This is a genomic window from Azospirillum sp. OGB3, assembly GCF_014192915.1.
Classification (GTDB): Bacteria; Pseudomonadota; Alphaproteobacteria; order Azospirillales; family Azospirillaceae; genus Azospirillum.
Window position 1 is genome coordinate 20,472 of record NZ_JACHYN010000007.1, and the last position, 22,018, is coordinate 42,489.

A 22,018-nucleotide genomic window follows, 5' to 3' on the forward strand; every position below is an offset into this window, starting at 1 on the left:
CGCCGCGCCACGTTCGGAGACAACGAATCCATGACCATGCAAAGCAAGGCGCCGCTGGGCAAGAAATGGCTGGGCCGGGGTGCGGCGGTTTTCCTGCTGGCCGCCGCCGCCGGCGCGCCAATCCATGCCGCTCTCGCCGCCGACCCCGCGCAGGAACTCTTCGTGGAGGCGATGAACCTGACCGCCAAAGCGCGTGCCGAAGCCGACGCGGCCACGCGGCTGGATTTGCTGACAAGGGCCCAGGCCGATGTCCAGCGCATCGTCGCCGAGCACGCGGAGACCAAGCTCGGCAGGCTGCTGGCCGAAGGCAAGAAGATCGGCGCCTTCGACCCGAAGGATCTCGAACGTCTGCTCGCCGAGGCCAAAGCCGCCGCACCGGTCGAGGCGATGGCAGAGCCCAAAGCGGAGCCGAAAGGCGAGGCGAAACCGCAGTCGACGGCGGCCAGGAACGCGCCGTTGCGAGCCCCGGCCAGCGCCGCCGCGTCGGAGGAGGTCCGCCTGTTCGTCGCCACGCTGCCGGCCAAGGACTCCGAGCGCCACCGCGGCATCCGCCAGGGGGCGGACAGGCTTCCGAACACGCTGTCCTTCGCCGACCTGAATCTTGTGCTGGGTGATCTGGCGGGCGACGCCCGGTTGGGCGTCATCGCCCTGCTGGCTCCGCGCCTGCCCGAGCGGGGCCAGTCTCCGACGGAGATCGCCGCGCTGCTGGATCGCGTCCAGGGGTACGACCGCGTGCGGGCGATCCGCGAACTGGTGACCAAGCTCACCCCTGTTCCAGCGGATCAGCAGGCGGCCGCGGCGACAACCCTTCTGGCCGGCATCAAGGAAGGCGACCGCGTCCCCGCGGTCGAGCAGCTTGCGCCCGCCTTCGGAGGCGAACTGTCGGCCGGAACCGCCATCGCCTTTCTCCAGGGGCTTGAGGGCTATCAGCGTGTGCAGGCCCTGCAACGGGGGCTCGCCCCCATCATGGCCCCGATCCCCGGCGCGGAACGAATCGCGGTTCTTCGGGACCTGCTCGGCAACCTCAAGGACGGTGAGCGCGACAACGCCCTGCGCACCATCCTTCGTCAACTCGGCCAGGATCTCACGGTCGCGGAGGTGAACACGGCGCTGGGTTCCATGCAGGAACGGAACCGTTCGCAGGGGATAAAGGCGCTGGCGCCGCAGATGCTGCCGATTCCGCCGAATGAGCGGCACGAGGCGGCGCGTTCGCTCCTCGGCGGCATCAAGGACCATGATCGGGTCGAAGCCATCACGGCGCTGGCTCCGTTGTTCAAGCCCGACCTCACCGTGGCCGACGCCGCCACAATTCTGGGTGCGCTGCAAGCTCACGGCCGCGCGCAGGCCGTCGGCGTTCTCGCCCCGGTCATGGTCGGCACCCTGAAGCCCGGCGACCTTCCGACGCTGCTGGGCAATCTCTCCGACCACCCGCGCCTCTCCGCCCTGGCGGCGCTGGCCGACCGGCTCGACCCCGGACTGACGGCGAACGAACTGGCGCTGTACATGCAGCCGTTCCACGCCGACGCGCGCGCCGACCTGATCAAGGCCATCGCGGCGCGGCGGAGCGGCCTGTCCGCCGCGGAGTTCCTGGACATCGGAGGGTTGCCGCAAGCCGATTACCACCGGCGGCAGGCGTATCTCCATCTCGTTCCCGCGCTGCAAAAGCCGTTGCCCCCCAGGGAGTTCGCGGCGATCCTGCGCGATGTCAAACTCGACCACGTCCACACGCTGATCCCCATCCTGCTGCCGAATCTCACGTCTGACGTCACGGTGGAGGAGCGTACGGCGCTGCTCGACGCCTTCCAAAGCCACAAGCCGACAGGCTTCGTGTATCAGGGGCAGGATCTGGGCAGCTTCGCCTCCGCCCTGCCCGAACCCGACCTCGCCAAGGGCAAGCCGCCCGCGGCCGGGAGCTTCAACACCGGCGATTGCGCTTCCGTCCTGTCCTGGGCGCTTGACGGCGTTCCGCTGGACCTGGTGCTCGGCGACAAGCCGCCCGTTCCGAAGGGTGTTCTCGACCCTCTCTCAAGCGCCAGCTTCGGTGTTCCGGCGACCCGCTGGGAGCCGGCGCAGGTGACCGAGGTGGAACAGAAGCTGGACAGCTGCGCACACGGCATGATGGGAACCCGGCGTGCCGACCGGATCGCCGCGAACATCAAGCTCTTGAAGCCGCTCGCTCCACACATCGAACGGCTGCGCGACATTCCCAAGCAGCGCTCCGCCCTGGCTGGTGAACTGGCGCGGCTGAAGGAATTGCCGCCGACCACCGAGGCGATGGCCGAACTGCGCAACGGCGGCCGCACCGGCCCGATCCTCGCCGCTCTCCCCGTTGCGGAGGGCACGGTGGCCGCGGCGGAGTTGAAGGCGCTCGCCGAGGTCCACACCGCCCGTGTCGCCGCCGCCATCAAGGAGCAATTGGCGCAGGCTCCGGAGACGCTGGAGGGCCTCGACCGGCTTCAGGCCTTGGCACGCAACGTTCGCTCCTCCGCTCCGGCGCTGTGGGCCGACGCCGCGCAGGGTCTGGAAAAGGAATTCGAGGATCGGCGTGGTGTCATCGCCAGCAAGGCGGTCGATGAGTTCCGGGCCTCCGTCGCCGCCGTTCCGGCCGAGAGGAACGGCCTCGGGACCATCGACGATCTGATGGCGCGGCCGAGCATCGCCGCCCTGCCCGAAGCGATCGCCAAGCCCTTCGCGGAGGCCGCATCGCAGCGCCGCACAGCCATCATGGAGGAGGTGCTGGTCAAGGACATCGCCGCCGTCAGCGCGGACGGGATCGGGCTGAGCAGGATCGAGGAGTTGGCGCGGTCGGCGGACGCCGCGAGGCTGCCCAACGACGCGGCGACCCGCATTGCCGACGTCATCACGCGGCGCAAGACGGAGATCGGCAAGGAGTTTCACGCCACCATCCGGAAGAACCTGGCCGAGCTGCCCGACACCCCCGAGGGGTTCACCGCCGCCATGGACGTCGCCGACAGACCGGCCGTCGGCTTGGACGCGGCGACAAGCGCCGCCGTCCGCAAGGCGGGCAAGGACCGGGCGGACGCGATCCTGGCCAAGCTCGACGTCGGAATCCGCGCCAAGCTGGCCGAGTTTCCCGCGTCCGACGTGGGGGTGTCGCAAATCATCGAGCTGCGTGACCGGACGGGGGGCGAACTGCCCGATCCAGTGGCGCAGCGCTTTGCGGCGGCGGCCAACGACCGGATCGTCGCCATTCGCGCCCAGCAGAAGCAGACGATCTGCGACAACGCCGTCGGAAAAGCCAATCTGAAGGATGGCGCTCCCGCCGTTGCGCTGGCTGTTGCCGACGGCACACGGACGCTGCGGGATTTGACCTGCGCCTTGGCCACCGATCCGTCCGCCCCGGTGCGGGTCGCCGGGTACGAAGCGCCCGGCCTGTTCGGCCGGACCCACACGCTGACACTGTCCGGAAGGACGCCTGCCAAGGTGAGCCTGAAGGAGCTTGAGAAGGGCAAGGGGCTGGTTGGCGTCGCGGTCGAGGCCGCCGGCAGGTCGGTGGACGTGCAGCCGGCTGTCTGGCAGTCGCTCATGGAGGACTGGCGGCGGCTTCCCCGTCTTCTCGACCCGAACAGCGAGGAGGCGACGAAGGCCGACATGGCCGCCGGGATCGAGGACGGGCGGCTCGTCTGCGCCTCCACGGGGTATGCCCACCCCAAGAACCAGTGGCCTCTGCCCGTGGTCGCCACCGGCCCCTGGAGTCAGAACACGTCGAAGCTGGAGGCGTTGACCGCCAGCGGTCTGGTCCGCGTGGCAAGCACCGAACAGCGCAACGCCGGCTTCGCCGGCATGCAGCAGGTTGTCAACATCGACCTTACCGCCGAGGGGCGGAAAAGCTGGAACGCGGCGCGCGAGGCTTTCTGCTTCGGCGGCGTCCGGGCGGTCGTGACGAACTACACGGTGCCGGCCGCGCGCGACGGTGTGCAGGCATCCATGGTGACGGCGCAACTCCACGCCATGGATGTTCCGGCTTGGGTCGCGGCTTCGCCTGTGGCGTCGATCCTGAACATCTCTCTCGACACGCAGGAGCCGACCGAGATCTCGCAGGTTCTCTTCCAGACCGTCAAAGGCTGGGTGGATGGCGATCGGATGGCGGCCGGTGCGACCAGGGCGAAGCTCGGCAAATAACGGGGCGGACAGGACGGGGGCAGGCCCCCCATCCTGTCCCTTCTCCCTTCGCCGCTTTGCAGGAGAACGTTTGTGACGCCTTTCAGGGCGCCGCACCGCTGGCGCTGGGCGTGCGTCTCCAATCCGGTCGGCGACGATCCAGCCTGTTGCAGGCCTTGCCGAAAATCGACGCACATGGATGCGACACGGCGGCGGCGCTGTGACTTTGTTGATCGACGGGAGCGCCTCCTGCGTTTCATGTGAAGTTCATCACATGTTTTTCGGCTCGGACTCCGCGAGGCTTCACACATAAGAGTGCAACGTGTCGCGCGGCGGGTATGCGATGTCATCGAAGAAGCTTAGGAACGTCTATGTCGCCGGAAAGCGCACCAGCCTGCGGCTGGAAGCTGCCTTCTGGGAGGGCCTGGAGGAGATTGCGGAGAGGGAAAGCGTTACATTGGGTGAGCTGTGCAACCGCCTCGCCGAGCGGGTGGAGGCCGTGGATGCCAGCAACCTGTCCAGCGCCGTACGGATTTACGTGCTGGAATACTTCATGGCGGCCACGCCGAAGCCGGAAGGGGCTCGTTACGGGCTCGCCGTCGCGGCGGAGTGAACGAACCCGCCGCACCACGGCGGCGGTCCGCATCGTCGTCAGGCGCCTCAACGCATCCTGAAAGCCGGCCCCGGAAGGTCGGTTACCCATCCGGAAGCATCATGGCCGCTGCCTCGCCGTTGCCGGTCGCATCCGGCGGATGGGCGGCTCCATGATCTATCTGAAGCCATCAGCCTTGATGCGTCCCTCGATGGCCGGCTCGCCCGTTCCGTTGGCCCGGAGGAGCACCGCCTCGCCGGACGCCGGGAAGACGCCGGTCAAGGCGGTCACAACCACTTGATGGGTGACCAGAACGACCGGCGCTCCGTCGTCCGGCAATCCGGCCAGGAACCGGCGCAGCGATGCGATTTGCGCCTCCTGTTCCTCCCGCCGATCAAAGAATGAATTGAGCGCTGGAAGTTCCTGCACGGGTCCGGCATCCAAAAGCCGGGCGGTTTCCAGGCAGCGGCACCACTGGCTCGAATAGACGGCGGCCGGTCGACCGGTGATGGTGCGCAGCAGATCGCCGGTGCGCTTGGCCTGTTCGCGGCCGTTTGCGTCCAGGTTGCGCTGGGTGGTGCAATTGCGAAGCCGGAAGTTCGCTGGATCGCCAACTCCGGGCGCGTCCGCATGCCTCATGAGGACGATCAGTCCTTTCGGATCAACCATGCCTGGGGATGTCGCCCAACTCACCGAGGCGGAGCCGGCGACCGGGATGGCGGCGACGGCGGCGGCAAGCACGGCGGCCAGCGACCTGCGGCAAACGACCCTCGGCATCGGACCACGGCGGTTGGTGACGAAACGACAACGATATTGATCGCGTGGACCGAAAGACCAAGCCCTCCTTGCTCTGCGCATCCCGAACTCGGCGCTTCGCCACCGGGCATGGACCTTGATACCCGACCGAGCGCCCCAGCCCGTCACACCCTTTCCCACCGTGACGGTTCGGCCGTGATGCGCCGGCAGCCTCGCCCGGTGCCCGGACGCTGCCAGCCGTCGTGCTGGGCAGGCGCTCCGCCTACACGCCTACAGTCCATACAACGGTGCCTCCGTCGCTTCCGACGGCCACTGGGGACAGCGCGGCGCCGCGATCCCGATTGGCCTCGGTCGGCGTGGCGGGCAGGTCCGGCAAGGAGGGAAGCGCCCTTGCCGACCAGCGCCGCGCCGCATGAAAAGCCTATGAATTCAGTGTCGCCGTCCGGTCGGCGTCCGCCCTACCGATCACCGCGCAGAACGTCACGGCTGGCCAGCACGGCGCCGCCCATGATCAGGCCGCAGGCCGCCCAGACGGTCCAGCCCCCCGCCGCCTGCCCGAACAGGATCAGCAGCAGCGTGGAGGTCAGCGGCGTGGCGTAGGAGAGCACGCCCAGCGCCCGGATGTCACCGCGCTTCACCCCGTGATCCCATACGAAGAAGGCTGCGCCGACCGGCCCGATCCCCATGGCGAGCACCGCCAGCCACTCCCCGCCGGACGGCGCCACGGTGGTTTCGAACAGCAGGTGCGACAGCCCGGCCAGCACCGCCGTGGCGAGGCAGAAGCCGCCGACCGCCTCGGTCGGGACGTCGCCGAAGCGGCGCGACAGCACCGAATAGGACGCCCAGAGCACCGCCGCGGCCATCGCAGACAGATAACCCGGGGTGTCCCCGGCGTCGAGCGACAGCCCGCGCGAGCCGCCGGTCACGATCAGCACCGTCCCGGCGAGCCCGCACAGCGCACCCAGCACATGGCCGCGCTTCAGGCGCTCTCCCGGCAGCAGGGCGGAGAACAGCACGATCAGCAGCGGCCAGAGATAGTTCAGCAGATTGACCTCGACCGCCGCGCCGGGGGCGAGGCGGAAGGCCAGGAAATAGAAGAAGTGGTAGCCGAACAGCCCCGTGACGCCGAGCAGCCAGACCCGCCAGGGCTGGCGCAGCACGCCGATCACGTCCTTGCCCCGGGCGGCTCCCGCCGCCGTCCCGACGATGAAGGCGACGCCGAAGGACATCGCCACGAGCTGGAACGGCGGGATGGTCCCCGACAGCGCCGTCAGCAGCGCCAGCGTGGACCACATCAGGATGGCCAAGCCGCCGATGGCGGTGGCGCGGCGGACCGCGGCCGGGGCGGACGCCGCCGCGGTCGGAAGGCTCTGGGTCGGGAGGCTATCGGTCGACATGGCGAACGCTTAGCGCAAAGAACGACGCCGGGCAATTGGGCCGGGGCATTTGGGCCAGGGTATTTGGGCCGGGGCATTTGGACTGTCCGGCACCGAACCTGTGCGTGTATCCTGCCATCCGGCGGGCCAAAGGCCGCCCCTCCGTCCGCATCGTCCCCTCTCCCGACCACGGTTCCCCTCTTGCCAACCGAAGCCCTTCTCGCCGTCCTGGCCGGCGCCCTTCTCCATGCCGGATGGAACACCGCGCTGAAGGCTGGGGGCGGCAGCCGGTCCGACGCGGTCCTGGTGGTCGCCGGGTCCGCCTTCATCGCCCTGTTGCTGCTTCCCGTCCTTCCGCCGCCGTCGCTCGCCAGCGCGCCTTATCTCGGCGTGACCACGGTTCTGCACGTCGCCTATTACCGGCTGCTCACCGCCGCCTATCGCGAAGGGGCGATGAGCCACGCCTATCCCCTGATGCGCGGCACGCCCCCGCTGATCGTGGCACTGGGCAGCGGCCTGCTGCTGGGCGAGAGCCTGTCCGCCGGCGCCTGGGCCGGGACGGTGCTGGTCTGCGGCGGCATTCTAGCCCTGACCCTGTTGGGGAGGGGATCGGGCTCCTCGGGATCGTGGCGGGGCACCGCCTGCGCGCTTGCCAACGCCTTGGTGATCGCCGCCTACACGGTGGTGGATGGCATCGGCGTGCGGCTGTCCGGCGCACCGGCCGGCTACACGCTGTGGTGCTTCCTGCTGTTGAGCGTGCCCATGGTGGGTGGAGCGCTGCTGCGCGACGCCAGGGGCTTCCTGAGCCATGCCCGCCGGCGCTGGATGGTGGCTCTGGGCGGCGGGGCGGCCAGCATCGCCTCCTACGGGCTCGCCCTCTGGGCGATGACCATCGCGCCGGTCGCCGTGGTGGCGGCGGTGCGCGAAACCTCCATCCTGTTCGCCATTGCGCTGGCCGCGCTGGTGCTCAAGGAGCGGGTCGGCCCGGTGCGGCTGGCCTCCGGCGTCGTCATCGTCCTCGGCGCCGCGTCGCTGCGCGTCGCCGCCTGACGACGCCGCAGATGGATGGCAAGGATGGTCTGATGCCTCAGAAAAGCCCGTTGAGCAGGGAGCCGCGCCCGCTGTAGCCGCCGCTTCCCCCGGTGAGGATGCCCAGTGCGCCGGAGCTGGTCGTGGTGCCGCCGGTCAGCAGGGAGGTCAGGCGCTGGAGCTGTGGCGTCTGCTGGAGCGGGTTGTCGCCCTTGACCGGCTGCTTGGCGATGGTGTCGTAGTCCTTGCTGTAGTCGCCCATGCGGAGCTGGAGGCCGTAGTTCTTCTCCTCCTTGGCCGCCACGCCCTTGTCGCGCGAGACGCGCAGCGTGTAGTCGCCGCGGTCGAGCGACAGGGTGCCCGCCTCGAACTTCTTGTAGGCGTCGTAGGTGGAGCCGGCTTCGCTGTTGCTGTCGGCGACGATCTTGCCCTGCTTGTCCATCAGCTGGACGCGCACGCCGGTGTCGCCGACGCGGCCGAGGGCGACCTCGCCGGGCGTCGCCAGATTGAATTTGTAGAAGTCCGCCGGGTCGTTGGCGGCCAGCGTGCTGAGCACGTTGAGGCGGCTGGTGTCCTTGACCAGCGTCCCGACGTTGGTGGCGAAGGGCGCGGCGTTCAGGGCCGACTTGCGGACGGTCTGCTCATACTCCTGGACCTCACCGCTGGGCTTGGCGTCGGTCGCCTGCTTGGCCTGCTCCTGGACGCGCTTCATCGCCGCGTCGATGGACGTCTGGATGCTTTGGGCCAAGCCGCTGATGTCGCTCATTCCAACCATGGCACGCCTCTCCGACCGGCATTCTTCGTGTTTGTCGGGCCGATCCTTGCAGGCAGCGGGCCAAAAGGCTTTCCTTGAACTTCAATGGGTTAGGCGGTGACTCCCCGCAAAGGGGGCGGCAAGTTCCGCCGCCCCTCCGGCAGGAATTGCCGGGGTCACGCTTCGACCAGCGCGAACTTGTCGACATCCACCATGCCGCGGTCGGTGATCTTCAGATGCGGGATCACCGGCAGCGGCAGGAAGGCCAGTTGCAGGAAGGGCTCGGCCAGCGGGCAGCCCATCTCCTTCACCGAGGCGCGCAGGCTGCGCAAATGGCGCTCCACCGTCTCGAAGGGCTCCAGGCTCATCAGCCCGGCCAGCGGAAGGGCCAGTTCCCCCACGATTTTGCCGTTGCGCACCGCGACGAAGCCGCCCTGAAGTTCGATCAGGCGGTTGACGGCGATGGCCATGTCCTCGTCCGACGCGCCGACCACGCAGATGTTGTGGCTGTCATGCCCGACCGAGGAGGCCAGCGCGCCCTCGCGGAACCGGAAGCCGCTGGCGAAGCCGCGCCCGACATTCTGGTTGGTGCCGTGGCGGGCGAAGACGCAGATCTTCAGGATGTCGCGGTCCGGATCGGCCACCAGTTTGCCGTCCCTGGCCGGCACCTCCAGCCGCAGATGGGCGGTGATGATCTTGCCGGGCAGAACCCCGATCACCGACTGGACGGAGCCGCGGGCGGGCACCGCGAAATCCTCCGCCGTTACCGGGTGGAGCTTGACCGAGCGCAGGCCCACCGGGCTGATCGCCGGGCGCCCGGCGAAGGTCTCCGGGGTCACCACCCGCCCGTTGCGGATCACCCGGTTGACCGCGCAGTCCTCCAGATCGTCCAGCAGGACGAGGTCGGCGCGCTGTCCCGGCGCGATCATGCCCCGGTCGAACAGGCCGAAGCCACGGGCGGCCGACCATGTGGCGGCGCGATAGACATGGGCCAACGGGGCGCCAAGCCGGATCGCGCTGCGGATCAGGTGATCCATATGCCCCTCCTCGGCGATGTCGAGGGGGTTGCGGTCGTCGGTGCAGAAGCCCAGGAAGGGCGAGGTTTCCGGCTGGATCACCGGGGCCAGCGCGTGCACGTCCTTCGACACCGACCCGTCGCGGATCAGCACCTGCATGCCCTTGCGCAGCTTCTCCATCGCCTCCGGCGCGCTGGTCGTCTCGTGGCAGTTGCGGATGCCGCAGGACAGATAGGCGTTCAGCTCCCGCCCGCTGAGCAGCGGGGCGTGTCCGTCGATGTGGCGCCCGTCGAAGGCGGCCAGCTTGTCGAGCACACCGTCCACCTTGTGGAAGACGCCGGGGAAGTTCATGAACTCGGCCAGCCCCAGCACCTTCGGGTGATCCTTGTGGCGCAGCAGGTCCGCCGCCTCCAGCCGCGCGCCGGAGGTCTCCAGCTCCGTTGCCGGCACGCAGGAGGAAAGTTGCACCCGCAGGTCCAGCACCGTCCCCTCGGCGCAGTCCAGGAAATAGCGAAGCCCCTTTTCCCCCAGCACGTTGCAGATCTCGTGCGGGTCGCAGATCGCCGTGGTGGTGCCGCGCGGCAGGACGCAGCGGTCGAACTCCATCGGCGTGACACAGGTGGATTCGCAATGGACGTGGGTGTCGATGAAGCCCGGAACGACGGTCACGCCGCGCCCATCGATCTCCTCCACCCCGTCGTAGGACTCGTAGGTGCCGACGATCCGGTCGCCGCACAGGGCGATGTCGCCTTCGGCGATCTCTCCGGTGACGACGTTGAGGAAACGGGTGTTCTTGATGACCAGATCGGCCTTGGTCTCACCCAGGGCCTGACCGATGCGCGTCTTCAGTTCGTCCCGGGTGACCGCCATGTCTCCGCCTCGTCCTGCCCTTTTCATGTCTTCTTTAGGTAAACGGCCGGGCGGGACCCTTCAATCGGATATTCCATAACATCAAGTTGCGCGGTCAGCTTCCCGGACGACTCGCCAGTTCGATGACTGGTCCGGTGCCGCGGTAATCCGGGTAGTTCCAGTAGGTCCGCGGCTCAAGCCGGTAGGTCGGAAGGCCGGCCCCCAGCGTGTAGACCGGCCCGCTTCCGCCATAGGCGACGCCGTAACTGCCCCCTGGCGGCGCGCCACCTTCTCCGCAGGCCGTCAGCGCCAGAAGAACAATCACAACAAAAGATTGCATAATGCCTGCGATGACGGTGTCCATGGCTTCCATGTTCCGCTTCCCCTGCCCTTTACGTTGCACCTCCAATAAGACGAACACGCCGACACCAGCAAAATTCCCGAAAAATTTGTTCGTTTGAAAAACAATATGCACTTCGTCTAGTTCAGACCCAATAGTGGCGCGGCAACGTGTCATAGAACGATTTAACGCTTCGGAAACCAATAGGTACCTCATTATCGTCGTGCACAGAGGCGGCCCAAGACCGCCGTAATGGGGACGTCCAGCATGTTGAAAGCACTTAGGAATCTAAAGATCGGCCCGAAGGTCTATCTTCTCGTGGGGCTGCAGGCGGCGGTGGCCGCAGTGACCGGCCTGATGGGGCTGGCCGCCATGCAGGATCTGGCCGGCAAGTCCGAGGCCATCGAACGCGCGTCGGACCGGCAGGTGCTGGGCGAGCAGCTCAACAGCCTCGTCCTGGCCGTCGTCATGGATTCGCGCGGCGTCTACATGGCCCGTGATCGGGCCGAGGTGGACAAGTTCGGCAAGCCCCTGCTGGACAACCTGAACACCCTCGGCGAGCGGCTCGGCACCCTGAAGCGCCTGACCCCGGCGGAGGGACAAGCCACGCTGGCCCCGGTGGCGGCAAAGGCCGAGGAGTTCATCCGCTTCCGCACCGAAACGGTGCGCCTCGCCCGCGAGAAAGGGCCGGCGGAAGCCCGAACCTACGGCGACAACGACGCCAATCGCAGCAACCGCCAAGCGCTCAACGCCGCGATCCAGGCGCTCAGCGCCGATCAGGACGCTATGATCGACCGTCTGCACGATCAACTGGTGTCGGCCCGCCAGCATTGGACCACGCTGATGCTCGCCATCGGTGTCGGCGGCGTGCTCTTCGGCATCCTGCTGGCCGTTCTAGTCGCCCGCAACATGATCGCGCGCCCCATCGCCCGCATGACCGCAGCGATGAAGACCATCGCCGCCGGCAACACCGGGGCCGAGGTCCCCGGGACCGGCCAGGGCGACGAGGTCGGCGACATGGCGGAGGCCGTGCTGGTCTTCCGCGACGGGCTGCGCCGCGCCAACGATCTGGCCGAGCAGGAACGCCGCGAGATCGAGGTGCGCCGCCAGCGGCAGGAACGGCTGGAGTCCCTGACCCATGGCTTCGCCCAGAAGATCGAAGGGCTGTGCCGCACCCTGAACGGCGAGGCCGACAGCATCCGCAGCAGCGCCGAATCGCTGACCCATTCGGCCGCCGACGCCTCGCGCCGCAGCTCGACCGTCGCCGCCGCGGCGGAACAGGCCACTGGCAACGTCCAGACCGTGGCCGCGGCGACCGAAGAACTGTCCGCCTCCATCGGCTCGATCAGCCAGCGCCTCGGCGAGGCCGCCCGCATCGCCAGCGAGGCGGAGCAGGAAGCCCAGCGCACCAACAGCACCATCCAGGGCCTGGCCCAGGCGGCGGAGAAGATCGGCGCAGTCGTCAACCTCATCACCGAGATCGCCAGCCAGACCAACCTGCTGGCGCTGAACGCAACGATCGAGGCGGCGCGCGCCGGCGAGGCGGGCAAGGGCTTCGCCGTGGTGGCGCAGGAGGTCAAGAGCCTCGCCAACCAGACCGCCCGCGCCACCGAGGAGATCTCCGCCCAGATCGTCGCCATCCAGAACGAGACCCAGCAGGCGGTCGGCGCGATCAGCGGCATCGTCGGCACCATCGAGCGGATCAGCGACATCAGCACGAACGTCGCCGCCGCGGTGGAGCAGCAGGGCTCGGCCACCCAAGAGATCGCCCGCAACGTGCAGGAGGCGGCGATCGGCACGCAGGAGGTCTCCTCGACCATCTCCGGCGTGTCGCAATCCGCCGACCACACCGGGGAAGCCGCCGGCGGCCTGCTGAGCGCCGCCAAGGGCCTGTCGGTCCACGCGCGCACCCTGCAGAGCGACGTGGATGACTTCACCCGCCAGATGAAGGCGGTCTGATCCTCTCCCCCTCCTCCCCGGGCTTTATGCCGGGGAGGAGGCTTTTCCCGACGCATCCTTTCCACTGATGCGCCCCGAGCGTTCGAAGCTTACCCGCCTTATACCCCATTTGATGCAGATCAATGCCGCGTCCGCATCGAAACTGGTGCAATGCCGGCGAGCGTTTCGCGTCCAAATACCCCTACAATAGATAGGGATTACGCCGCATCGTTGGGTTCCCGCATCGGGTTTCCCAGGACGCGCCGTGGCGTGCTGCGCATCCGGCGTCCGGCCACCGGGCGACCAGCGGATCAATGCAAAAGGGTCTTTGGGGGAAAGTCATGCCCGACGGACATGTGGATCTCGACGCCGAGCACATCGGCGATCTCGACGAGTATGAGGGTGCGCTCGCCGGCCTGTCCCGCCGGGAATTCCTGGCCTACTGCACCGGCGTGGCCGCCACGCTGGGCCTCTCCCCCGCCTTCGGCGTGAAGATCGCCAACGCCGCCGTGGCCGCGCCGCGCCCGACGGTGATCTGGCTGTCGGGCCAGGCCTGCACCGGCTGCACCGAATCGCTGCTGCGCACCCACCACCCGTCGCTCGAGACGTTGATCCTCGACACCATCTCGCTCGATTACAACGAGACGCTGATGACCGGCTCCGGCCACCAGGCCGAGAACTGGAAGCAGCAGGCGATGAAGGACAATTGGGGCAAGTACCTGATGGTCACCGACGGCTCCATCCCGACGAAGGACGGGGGCGTCTACTGCAAGGTCGCCGGCAAGACCTACAAGGACGCCGTGCTGGAGTGCGCCAAGGGTGCGGCCGCGGTGATCTCCATGGGTTCCTGCTCCTCCTGGGGCGGCTGGCCGTCGACCGGCGTCAACCCCACGGGCGCCGTCGGGCTGAACGAGATCATCAAGGACAAGCCGGTCGTCTCCGTCCCCGGCTGCCCGCCGAACCCTTACAACTTCCTCTCGCTGGTCCTGCATTTCGTCGCCTTCGGCAAGCTGCCGGAGCTGGACGACAAGATGCGCCCGAAGTTCGCCTTCGGCCGGCTGATCCATGAAAACTGCGAGCGCCGCCCGCATTTCGACGCCGGGCGCTTCGCCATGGAGTTCGGCGACTACGGCCACCGCCAGGGCTACTGTCTGTACAAGCTCGGCTGCAAGGGGCCGGAGACCTACGCGAACTGTCCGTCCATCGGCTTCAACGACGTCGGTCAGGGCACCTGGCCGGTGGGCACCGGGCATCCCTGCTTCGGCTGCACCGAGAAGGGCGTCGGCTTCACCAAGAGCATCCATGAGTTGGCCTCGCTGAAGTCGGTGGCGCCGCCCAACAGCTACCCGGCGGTCGCCGTCGAGAAGGGCGAGGGCATGTCGGCCGGGGCCGCGGCGGTGGTCGCCGGCATCGTCGGCGCGGCGGTCGGTGCCGGCGCCGTCATCTCCAGCCGTCTCGGCAAGCAGGACGCGAAGACCGAATCCTCCTCCACCGCCGCCGAGTGAGGTGACGCCATGTCCAAGAACATGATGTCGAAGAACAAGACATCGGGGGCGTCGGTCTCGCGGCGCGGCTTCCTGCGCAACGCGGTCAAGGGCAGCGCGGCCGCGGCCGCGGCGGCCTGCACTACCGTGGTCGCCGCCCCGCCGGAGGCCAACGCGCTGGTCCGTCCGCCCAAGCCGCTGCCGCCCGACGCCGTCGGCCTGCTCTACGACAGCACGCTGTGCATCGGCTGCAAGGCCTGCGTGACCGCCTGCAAGGAGGTCAACCACATGCCGCCCGACGTCGGCCCGGCCCAGCAGGGCTGGAACGCCGGGGGCGGCGACAAGCCGATCTACGACAGCCCGGTGGAGCTGTCGGCCAGGACGCTGAACGTCATCAAGGCCTACAGCCACGGCACCGGCGCCACCAAGGACGCGGCGGAGAACGGCTTCGCCTTCATCAAGCGGCAGTGCCTGCACTGCGCCGATCCGTCCTGCGTGTCGGTCTGCCCGGTGTCGGCGATGACCAAGGACGCCAAGACCGGCATCGTCAACCACGACCCGAGCGCCTGCATCGGCTGCCGCTACTGCGTGCTGTCCTGCCCGTTCGGCGTGCCGAAGTACGACTACAACGACGCCTTCGGCGAGATCAAAAAGTGCCAGCTCTGCAAGCAGCAGCTCGCCAAGAATGAGCTTCCGGGCTGCGCCGACGTCTGCCCCACCGGGGCGACCCTGTTCGGCCGCACGGAGGACCTCAAGGCGGAGGCCAAGCGCCGCACCGCTCTGAAGGTGGGCGAGTATGCGCACTACCCGCGCGGCGACATCGCCGGCAAGGTCGGCGGCCCGCGCTCCGGCCATGAGAAGCTGGTGGAAGCGGCCTACCAGACGCACATCTACGGCGAGAAGGAGCTGGGCGGCACCCAGTGCCTCGCGGTGTCCGCCGTGCCGTTCGACAAGCTGAACCTGCCCACCAACGTGCCGGAGAATGGCTATCCGACCCTGTCGGAAGGCATCCAGCACACGCTCTACGCGGGCATGATCGCCCCCGCCACGGTGTTCGCCGGTCTCGCCTATCTGGCGCACCGCAACACCAAGAACCACACCGACGAGTGAGGGGGCCACGCCATGTCTTCGCACGTTAAAGAGCATCATGGGCATGAGCATCAGCCGCTCGGCGGCCGGGTCCTCACCCTTCCCTTCCTGATCTGCGCCGCGCTGGTCGCCGTCGCCGGCGTCATCCTGTTCCAGCGCTATACGCAGGGTCTGGCCGCCGTGTCGAACCTGAACGACGGCTATCCCTGGGGCATCTGGGTCGCCATCGACGTGGTGATCGGCTCGGCCTTCGGCTGCGCCGGCTACGTCATCGCGCTGCTCTGCTACATCCTGAACCGCGGCGAGTATCACCCGCTGGTCCGGCCGGCGGTGCTGGCCAGCCTGTTCGGCTACGGCCTCGCCGGTCTGGCGGTGCTGGTCGACCTCGGCCGCTACTGGAACTTCTACCACATGATGCTGCCGTGGTACGCGCAGCCCAACTCCGTGATGCTGGAGGTCGGCCTGTGCGTGGCGACCTACACGCTGGTGCTGGTGGTGGAATTCGCCCCGGCCTTCCTGGAGCGCTTCGGGATCGAGGGGCTGCGCGCCAAGCTGAACCGGGTGCTGTGGGTGTTCATCGCGCTGGGCGTGCTGCTGCCGACGATGCACCAGTCGTCGCTCGGCACCATGATGGTCATCGTCGGGCACAAGCTGTCGCCGCTGTGGCAGTCGCAGATGCTGCCGGTCTTCTTCCTGCTGACCGCGATCCTGATGGGCTTCGCCATCGTGGTCTGGGAATCGGTGATGGCCTCGCTGAACTTCCGCCGCCCGATGGAGACGCCGGTGCTGTCGAAGCTGGCCGGGCTGATGCTGGTCGTGGCCTCGCTGTTCGTCGTGCTGCGCGTCGTCGACCTGATCGTGCGCGGCCAGATCGGCCAGATCTTCGGCGGCCCGCAGTCCGGCTGGTTCGTGGTGGAGATGGCGCTGATGATCTCCGGCCTCGCGCTGCTGATCCCCAAGGCCAACCGCAACCGGTCGCGGGCGCTGTTCCTGTCGGCCTCGCTCCTGCTGGCGGCGGGCATCCTCTACCGCCTGAACGTCTATCTCATCGGCTTCACGCCGGCGGTCGGCCCTTGGCACTACTTCCCCTCGGTCAAGGAAATCATGGTCACCGTCGGCGTCTTCGCGCTGGAGATCGCGCTGTATCTCCTCTTCGTGAAGAAGCTGCCCGTCATGCACGCCGTCCATCCCGAGCACGGCTGAGTTTAGGAGAGTTTCATTATGGCTCAGCGAGTTGTTGTAGATCCGGTCACCCGCATCGAGGGTCATCTGCGGGTCGATTGTGAAGTGGACGGCGGCAAGGTCACCAACGCCTGGGCGTCGGGCCAGATGTGGCGCGGCATCGAGCTGATCCTTCAGGGCAAGGACCCGCGCGACGCCTGGGTCTTCGCGCAGCGCATCTGCGGCGTCTGCACCACGGTGCACGCCATCACCTCCGTTCGCGCGGTGGAGAACGCGCTGAAGCTGGAGGTGCCGCTCAACGCCCAGTACATCCGCAACATGATCCAGGGCGCCCACAACGTTCACGATCATATCGTCCATTTCTACCACCTGTCCGCGCTCGACTTCGTGGACATCGTGTCGGCGCTGAAGGCCGACCCGGCGGCGACCGCCAAGCTGGCCCAGTCGATCTCCGGCTGGCCGCGCAACAGCACGCAGGAATTCGCCACCGCGCAGAAGAAGCTGCAGGCCTTCATCAACTCCGGCCAGCTCGGCATCTTCGGCTCGGGCTACTGGGGCCATCCGGCGATGAAGCTGACGCCGGAAGCCAACCTGATGGCGGCGTCCCACTACCTCCAGGCGCTCGACTACCAGCGTCGCATGAACAAGGTGGTGGCGATCCTCGGCTCCAAGACCCCGCACATCCAGAACATGGCGGTCGGCGGCGTCACCAACCCGATCAACATGGACAGCCAGTCCACCCTGACCCTCGAAAAGCTGATGTACATCAAGCAGCTGATCGACGAGGTGGGCGACTTCATCACCCAGGTCTACATCCCCGACGTGGCGGCCATCGGCGCCTTCTACGCCGACTGGACGCAGTATGGCCGCGGCGTGGTGAACTACCTGTCCATCCCGGACATGCCGCTGGACACCAAGGGCACCACCTTCGCCCTGCCCGCCGGCTACATCGACGGCGGCGACCTCACCAAGTTCACCCCGATCAAGGACTTCCACGACCCCTATTTCGAGAAGGGCGTGAAGGAGAGCGTGAAGCATTCCTGGTACCAGGGCGGCAAGGGTCCCCTGCACCCCTACGACGGCGAGACGATCCCGAACTTCACCGACTGGCAGGACGACGGCAAGTACAGCTGGATCAAGTCGCCGACCTTCTACGACAAGCGCGCCCAGGTCGGCCCGCTGGCCAATGTGCTGGGCATGTACGCGTCCGGCCACCAGCGCACGCAGTTCTGGGTCAACGCGGTGCTGGACGCGGTGTCGGGCCATCTCGGCAGCAAGGTGGGCGTCGATGCCCTGCACTCCACCATCGGCCGCCACGCCGCCCGCGCGGTGCGCTGCGTCGTCCTGCATGAGGAGTTGCAGAACCAGTGGAAACTGCTGATGGAGAACATCGCGAAGGGCGACACCAAGACCTTCAACAAGCCGGTGTTCCCGAAGGGCGAGATCCGCGGCTTCGGCTTCCACGAGGCGCCGCGCGGCATGCTCTCGCACTGGGTCGTGATCGAGAACGGCAAGATCAAAAACTACCAGGCGGTCGTGCCGACCACCTGGAACGCCGGCCCGCGCGACGAGGACGGGAACATCTCGGCCTACGAGGCGGCCCTGATCGACAACCCGGTGGCGGTCGCCGACCAGCCGCTGGAGATCATCCGCACCCTGCACAGCTTCGACCCGTGCCTGGCCTGCGCCGTGCACCTGACCGACACGGAAACGAAGTCGCACTATCAGGTGAAGGTCGTCTGACCAAAGCCTTCTGACCGGCCGAAAGCCCCTCTTCCCCGCGGAAGAGGGGCTTTTCGCGTCGTCACGCCTGTCGATTGATCCAGTTCACGGCGCCCGGCGCCGGTCCCGCCCCATCCTTCTGTTTCAAAATCGTCGAACGGAGTCTCCACGCCATGTCCATCCTCGTCCTCGGCCTCGGCAACATCCTCCTGATGGACGAGGGGGTGGGCGTGCGCGCCATGGAGGCCTTCGACGCCGCCTGGAGCGTGCCCGACCATGTCAGCGTGGTTGACGGCGGCACCTGCGGCATGGACATGCTGGACCTGATCGCCAGCCACAAGCACCTGATCGCCGTGGACGCGGTGAAGACCGGCGCGCCGCCGGCCAGCCTGACCGTTCTGCGCGGCGATGAGGTTCCAGCCTATTTCAAGGGCAAGCTGTCGCCCCACCAGCTCGGCCTCAGCGACCTGCTGGCCTCGCTGCGCCTGCAGGACGAGGCGCCGGAGAGCGTGACGGTGGTCGGCTGCGTGCCGATGGCGCTGGGCACCGGCCTGATGATGTCATCGGAGATCGAGGCGGTGATCCCGCGGATGGTGACGCTGATCGTCGAGGAACTGGCCCGCCTGGGTGTGACCGCCACGCCCAGAAACTGAGCGTGGCGATCACGGTCGGTCCTCAGCGGTCGGCGCGGATCGGGCCGAACTCCACCGGGACCCAGGCATAGCCCTTGCCCTCGGTGCGGACATGGCCGATGCCGGGGAAGGGCAGATGGGCGCCGGCCACCCACAGCTTCTGCGCCGCGGCGTCGGCGAAGAGCTTCTTGCGGGAGGCGACGGCCTGCGCCTTGTCGGCGTCGAATTCGATGACGACCTCCGGGCGGGCGAACTGCACGGAGTGGCTGTGCACGACGTCGCCCCACATCAGGATGCTGCGCTCCCCCGACGTGAAGAGGTAACCGCTGTGACCCGGCGTGTGGCCGTAGGCCGCCACCGATTCAACGCCGGGAACCAGGCTGTCGCCGGGCTGGTAGGGCTTCAGCTTGCCCGCCGCCGCGTAGGGCGCCACCGCCGCACGGGCCATGGCGAAGAAGGGCTGGCTGTCGGCCGGGGCCTTGGCCGCCACCTCCTCGCTCAGCCAGAAGTCGGCGTCGGCCTTGGCGACATGGACCGTGGCGTTGGGGAACAGCATGGCGCCGTCCGGACGCAGCAGACCGTTAGCATGGTCCGGGTGCAGGTGGGTCAGCAGAACCGTATCGACCTGTTCCGGGTTGTAGCCGGCGGCGCGGATGTTGTCGGCGATGAAGCCCAGCGCCGGGCCGAAGGCCTTGGCCGTCCCGGTGTCCACCAGGACGAGATTCGTGCCGGTGTGCACCAGATAGGCGTTCACCGCCGTCTGGACGCCCGGAGTGTCGGCCAGGAACATCCGGGCGAGCAGGCCCTGGATGTCGTCGGCGCTGGCGCCGCTGAGGATCTTGCGGTCGAGGTCGATGAAGCCGTCATACAGCGCGGTGACCTCGAAATCGCCGATCGCCATGCGGTAGAAGCCCGGCGCCTGGGTCCGCTGCTGGCCCGGCACCTCCGCCAGGGCCGGCGCCGCAGGGGCCAGGGTGGCGCCAACGGGAAGAGCGACGGCCAGGGCGAGCAGCGCGTTGCGCAGGGTGGCAAAGGTCGGCGGTGTCATCGGCGTGGTTCCCCTTCAGGACGGTCGGCGCCCAGCATGGCCGTCCTGGACGCGCCGGGGAAGTGTCCCGGGAGGAATGCGCCAAACAATTGGATTCGTTCCAGATTTTCGGCGCTGGCACAAACGTGGAGGTGGTTCGGCGGGGCATCCTGCCGGACCCGGGCGCCGAATCGGGCCGCTCATCGGTCGCTGCGGATCGGACCGAACTCGACGGGAACCCAGGCGTAGCCATCCCCTTCGGTGCGGACATGGCCGATGCCGGGGAAGGGCAGATGGGCACCGCCGACCCAAAGCTTCAGCGCCGCCGCCTCGGCCAGCAAGCGCCGGCGCGAGGCGATGGTCTCGTCCTTATCCACGTCGAACTCGATGACGACCTCCGGATGGGCAAACTGAAGGGCGTGGCTGTGCACGGTGTCGCCCCACAGCAGGATGCTCTGCTCCTTCGAGCGGAACAGGTAGCCGCTGTGTCCCGGCGTGTGGCCGTAGGCCGCCACCGACTCCACGCCGGGCAGGAGGCCGTCGCCGGGCTGGTAGGGCTTCAGCTTCCCCGCCGCCTCGTAGGGGGCCACCGCGGCGCGGGCCATGGCGAAGAAGGGCTTGAGCGGCGCCGGGGCCTTGGCCACCGCCCCCCCGCCCAGCCAGAAATCGAACTCGGCCTTGGCAACCCGGACCTCGGCGTTGGGGAACAGGATGGAGCCGTCCAGGCGCAGCAGGCCGTTGGCGTGGTCCGGATGCAGATGGGTCACCAGGACGGTGTCGATCTGCTCCGGGCTGTAGCCGGCGGCGCGGATGTTGTCGGCGATGAAGCCGAGCGTCGGTCCCGGCGACTTGGCCGCCCCGGCGTCCACCAGGACCAGATTGGTGCCGGTGTGCACCAGATAGGCGTTCACCGCCGCCTGGATTTCCGGCCGTTCCGCCAGGAACATGCGGTCGAGCAGGCCGATGATGTCCTCGGATTTCACACCGACAAAATACTTGCGGTCGCGGTCGATGAAGCCGTCGAACAGCGCGGTGATTTCGAAATCGCCGATGGCCATGCGGTAGAAGCCCGGCGCCTGGGTCCGCTGCTGGCCCGGCACCTCCGCCAGCGCCGCCACTGCGGGAGCCAGGACGGCTCCGGCGGCCAATGAGGCGGGAGCGGCGACGGCCAGGGCAAGCAGGGCTTTGCGCAGGGTGGCGAAGGTCGGCGGCGTTATCGGCGACACACGACTCCTGATTGGGAAACGCCCAGGAAGGGCAACCAAACATACGGGCAAGAGCGAGGGCAGGCACCAGAAAAAAGAACGCATTTTATGAAATTTTCGGGAAAAGACAAAAAAAGCCCGGCGAACCGTGCCGCCGGGCCTTCCCTTGGATCGGGCGTCTTGCCGCCCGTCCCTACCGTCCTTCAGGCGATCAGCCCAGCGCGAGCAGCGCCACGCCGGCCAGACCGACCACGGCACCCGTGCCGCGCAGGACCAGGGTGCCCTTGCGGCCCTCGACCAGACGGCGCAGCGACAGGGCGGCGCCGATGCCTGCGCCGTGCAGCAGGGCGGTGGACAGGGCGAAGCCCAGTCCGTAGAGCAGCGGCTGCGCTGCCTCCGGCATCTCGGCGCCGTGGGCGTGGCCGTGGAACACGGCGAACAGGGCGACCACACCGGCGGAAGCCAGCAGCGGCAGGCGGGACTGCAGGGCGATCAGAGCGCCCAAAGCGACCACGGACAGAACGATGCCAAGCTCGACCTGCGGCAGTTCGATGCCGGCCAGACCCAGCAGGCCGCCGCCGATCATCGCGCCGACGAAGGCCGTCGGCAGCGCCCACAGAGCCTTGCCGCCGCGCTGCGCGGCCCACAGGCCGACGGCAACCATGGCCAGCAGGTGGTCCCAACCGCCGACCGGGTGCAGGAACCCATGGACGAACCCGGCGTCGTGGGCGCCGAAGGTGTGGGCGAGCGCCGCGTTGGGCAGCGCGGCCAGGGCCGCCGCCGCGGTGGCCGACGCGAGAGCGAAACGTTTCATCCGTGAAAACCCCTGCTGTATCGTTGAGCGGCGCACGACCGACCCCTACCCCATCGCGCGCGAAGCGGTCGCCACTTTAGCAGAACCGTTC

General features: G+C 67.9%; 17 protein-coding genes. 9 read left to right on the plus strand and 8 right to left on the minus strand.

Annotated elements, in window-relative coordinates; translation table 11 throughout:
* The first annotated feature begins 30 nt into the window (after window positions 1–30).
* Together FHW79_RS15725 and FHW79_RS15730 are read left to right on the plus strand one after the other, a co-directional pair.
* Window positions 31–4,143: a hypothetical protein gene (locus FHW79_RS15725; RefSeq protein ID WP_183179801.1), complete on the plus strand. Its 4,113-nt coding sequence runs from the start codon at window positions 31–33 to the stop codon at window positions 4,141–4,143.
* Window positions 4,144–4,465: 322 nt separating this feature from the next.
* Window positions 4,466–4,735: a ribbon-helix-helix domain-containing protein gene (locus FHW79_RS15730; RefSeq protein WP_183179802.1), complete on the plus strand. Its 270-nt coding sequence runs from the start codon at window positions 4,466–4,468 to the stop codon at window positions 4,733–4,735.
* Between the two features lie 156 nt (window positions 4,736–4,891).
* On the opposite strand, the gene FHW79_RS15735 is transcribed toward FHW79_RS15730, so the two are convergent.
* Window positions 4,892–5,455, minus strand: a complete 564-nt coding sequence (locus FHW79_RS15735; RefSeq protein WP_348984173.1) for a histidine phosphatase family protein — start codon at window positions 5,453–5,455, stop codon at window positions 4,892–4,894.
* Window positions 5,456–5,928: 473 nt separating this feature from the next.
* A complete protein-coding gene (locus FHW79_RS15740; protein ID WP_183179804.1) occupies window positions 5,929–6,867 on the minus strand; it encodes an EamA family transporter in 939 nt (312 codons plus the stop codon).
* A 180-nt stretch (window positions 6,868–7,047) separates the two neighbouring features.
* Here FHW79_RS15740 and FHW79_RS15745 point away from each other — a divergent pair, with 180 nt between their 5' ends.
* A complete protein-coding gene (locus tag FHW79_RS15745; RefSeq protein WP_183179805.1) occupies window positions 7,048–7,896 on the plus strand; it encodes a DMT family transporter in 849 nt (282 codons plus the stop codon).
* Window positions 7,897–7,933: 37 nt separating this feature from the next.
* Here FHW79_RS15745 and FHW79_RS15750 read toward each other — a convergent pair whose 3' ends face one another.
* The 3 genes from FHW79_RS15750 to FHW79_RS32740 form a co-directional block, all read right to left on the minus strand.
* Window positions 7,934–8,650: a hypothetical protein gene (locus FHW79_RS15750; RefSeq protein WP_183179806.1), complete on the minus strand. Its 717-nt coding sequence runs from the start codon at window positions 8,648–8,650 to the stop codon at window positions 7,934–7,936.
* A gap of 155 nt (window positions 8,651–8,805) precedes the next feature.
* On the minus strand, window positions 8,806–10,515 hold the full coding sequence (gene ade / locus FHW79_RS15755; protein ID WP_183179807.1) for an adenine deaminase: 1,710 nt from the start codon (window positions 10,513–10,515) through the stop codon (window positions 8,806–8,808).
* Window positions 10,516–10,609: 94 nt separating this feature from the next.
* Window positions 10,610–11,038, minus strand: coding sequence for a hypothetical protein (locus FHW79_RS32740; RefSeq protein ID WP_247884413.1), 429 nt, complete (start codon window positions 11,036–11,038; stop codon window positions 10,610–10,612).
* A gap of 63 nt (window positions 11,039–11,101) precedes the next feature.
* Between FHW79_RS32740 and FHW79_RS15765 the strand changes: the two genes are divergently transcribed.
* The 6 genes from FHW79_RS15765 (at window position 11,102) to FHW79_RS15790 (ending at window position 18,902) form a co-directional block, all read left to right on the plus strand.
* Window positions 11,102–12,793, plus strand: coding sequence for a methyl-accepting chemotaxis protein (locus FHW79_RS15765; protein ID WP_183179808.1), 1,692 nt, complete (start codon window positions 11,102–11,104; stop codon window positions 12,791–12,793).
* A 320-nt stretch (window positions 12,794–13,113) separates the two neighbouring features.
* Complete coding sequence (locus FHW79_RS15770) at window positions 13,114–14,277, plus strand: hydrogenase small subunit (protein WP_183179809.1); 1,164 nt, start codon at window positions 13,114–13,116, stop codon at window positions 14,275–14,277.
* A gap of 9 nt (window positions 14,278–14,286) precedes the next feature.
* Complete coding sequence (gene hybA / locus FHW79_RS15775; protein ID WP_183179810.1) at window positions 14,287–15,366, plus strand: hydrogenase 2 operon protein HybA; 1,080 nt, start codon at window positions 14,287–14,289, stop codon at window positions 15,364–15,366.
* Between the two features lie 12 nt (window positions 15,367–15,378).
* Complete coding sequence (gene hybB, locus FHW79_RS15780; RefSeq protein WP_183179811.1) at window positions 15,379–16,548, plus strand: Ni/Fe-hydrogenase cytochrome b subunit; 1,170 nt, start codon at window positions 15,379–15,381, stop codon at window positions 16,546–16,548.
* Window positions 16,549–16,566: 18 nt separating this feature from the next.
* Window positions 16,567–18,270 carry a nickel-dependent hydrogenase large subunit gene (locus FHW79_RS15785; protein ID WP_119506681.1) on the plus strand — a complete coding sequence of 568 codons (1,704 nt, stop codon included), beginning with the start codon at window positions 16,567–16,569 and terminating at the stop codon, window positions 18,268–18,270.
* Between the two features lie 152 nt (window positions 18,271–18,422).
* Window positions 18,423–18,902 (plus strand): HyaD/HybD family hydrogenase maturation endopeptidase, encoded by a 480-nt coding sequence (locus FHW79_RS15790; RefSeq protein ID WP_183179812.1) that lies wholly within the window; start codon window positions 18,423–18,425, stop codon window positions 18,900–18,902.
* 22 nt (window positions 18,903–18,924) lie between these two features.
* On the opposite strand, the gene FHW79_RS15795 is transcribed toward FHW79_RS15790, so the two are convergent.
* The 3 genes from FHW79_RS15795 to FHW79_RS15805 form a co-directional block, all read right to left on the minus strand.
* Window positions 18,925–19,929 (minus strand): MBL fold metallo-hydrolase, encoded by a 1,005-nt coding sequence (locus FHW79_RS15795; RefSeq protein ID WP_183179813.1) that lies wholly within the window; start codon window positions 19,927–19,929, stop codon window positions 18,925–18,927.
* A gap of 179 nt (window positions 19,930–20,108) precedes the next feature.
* Complete coding sequence (locus FHW79_RS15800; RefSeq protein ID WP_348984174.1) at window positions 20,109–21,134, minus strand: MBL fold metallo-hydrolase; 1,026 nt, start codon at window positions 21,132–21,134, stop codon at window positions 20,109–20,111.
* A gap of 190 nt (window positions 21,135–21,324) precedes the next feature.
* Entirely contained in the window at window positions 21,325–21,927 is a 603-nt protein-coding gene (locus FHW79_RS15805) for a HupE/UreJ family protein (RefSeq protein WP_183179814.1), read from the minus strand.
* Window positions 21,928–22,018: the final 91 nt, after the last annotated feature.

What these genes read in the sequence shown, in the direction of transcription:
- FHW79_RS15725 (WP_183179801.1), top strand. Translation starts at nt 31, where the DNA reads ATGACCATGCAAAGCAAGGCGCCGCTGGGCAAGAAATGGCTGGGCCGG.
- FHW79_RS15730 (WP_183179802.1), top strand. Translation starts at nt 4,466, where the DNA reads ATGTCATCGAAGAAGCTTAGGAACGTCTATGTCGCCGGAAAGCGCACC.
- FHW79_RS15740 (WP_183179804.1), bottom strand. Translation starts at nt 6,867, where the DNA reads ATGTCGACCGATAGCCTCCCGACCCAGAGCCTTCCGACCGCGGCGGCG.
- FHW79_RS15750 (WP_183179806.1), bottom strand. Translation starts at nt 8,650, where the DNA reads ATGGTTGGAATGAGCGACATCAGCGGCTTGGCCCAAAGCATCCAGACG.
- ade (WP_183179807.1), bottom strand. Translation starts at nt 10,515, where the DNA reads ATGGCGGTCACCCGGGACGAACTGAAGACGCGCATCGGTCAGGCCCTG.
- FHW79_RS15765 (WP_183179808.1), top strand. Translation starts at nt 11,102, where the DNA reads ATGTTGAAAGCACTTAGGAATCTAAAGATCGGCCCGAAGGTCTATCTT.
- FHW79_RS15770 (WP_183179809.1), top strand. Translation starts at nt 13,114, where the DNA reads ATGCCCGACGGACATGTGGATCTCGACGCCGAGCACATCGGCGATCTC.
- hybA (WP_183179810.1), top strand. Translation starts at nt 14,287, where the DNA reads ATGTCCAAGAACATGATGTCGAAGAACAAGACATCGGGGGCGTCGGTC.
- hybB (WP_183179811.1), top strand. Translation starts at nt 15,379, where the DNA reads ATGTCTTCGCACGTTAAAGAGCATCATGGGCATGAGCATCAGCCGCTC.
- FHW79_RS15785 (WP_119506681.1), top strand. Translation starts at nt 16,567, where the DNA reads ATGGCTCAGCGAGTTGTTGTAGATCCGGTCACCCGCATCGAGGGTCAT.
- FHW79_RS15790 (WP_183179812.1), top strand. Translation starts at nt 18,423, where the DNA reads ATGTCCATCCTCGTCCTCGGCCTCGGCAACATCCTCCTGATGGACGAG.
- FHW79_RS15795 (WP_183179813.1), bottom strand. Translation starts at nt 19,929, where the DNA reads ATGACACCGCCGACCTTTGCCACCCTGCGCAACGCGCTGCTCGCCCTG.
- FHW79_RS15805 (WP_183179814.1), bottom strand. Translation starts at nt 21,927, where the DNA reads ATGAAACGTTTCGCTCTCGCGTCGGCCACCGCGGCGGCGGCCCTGGCC.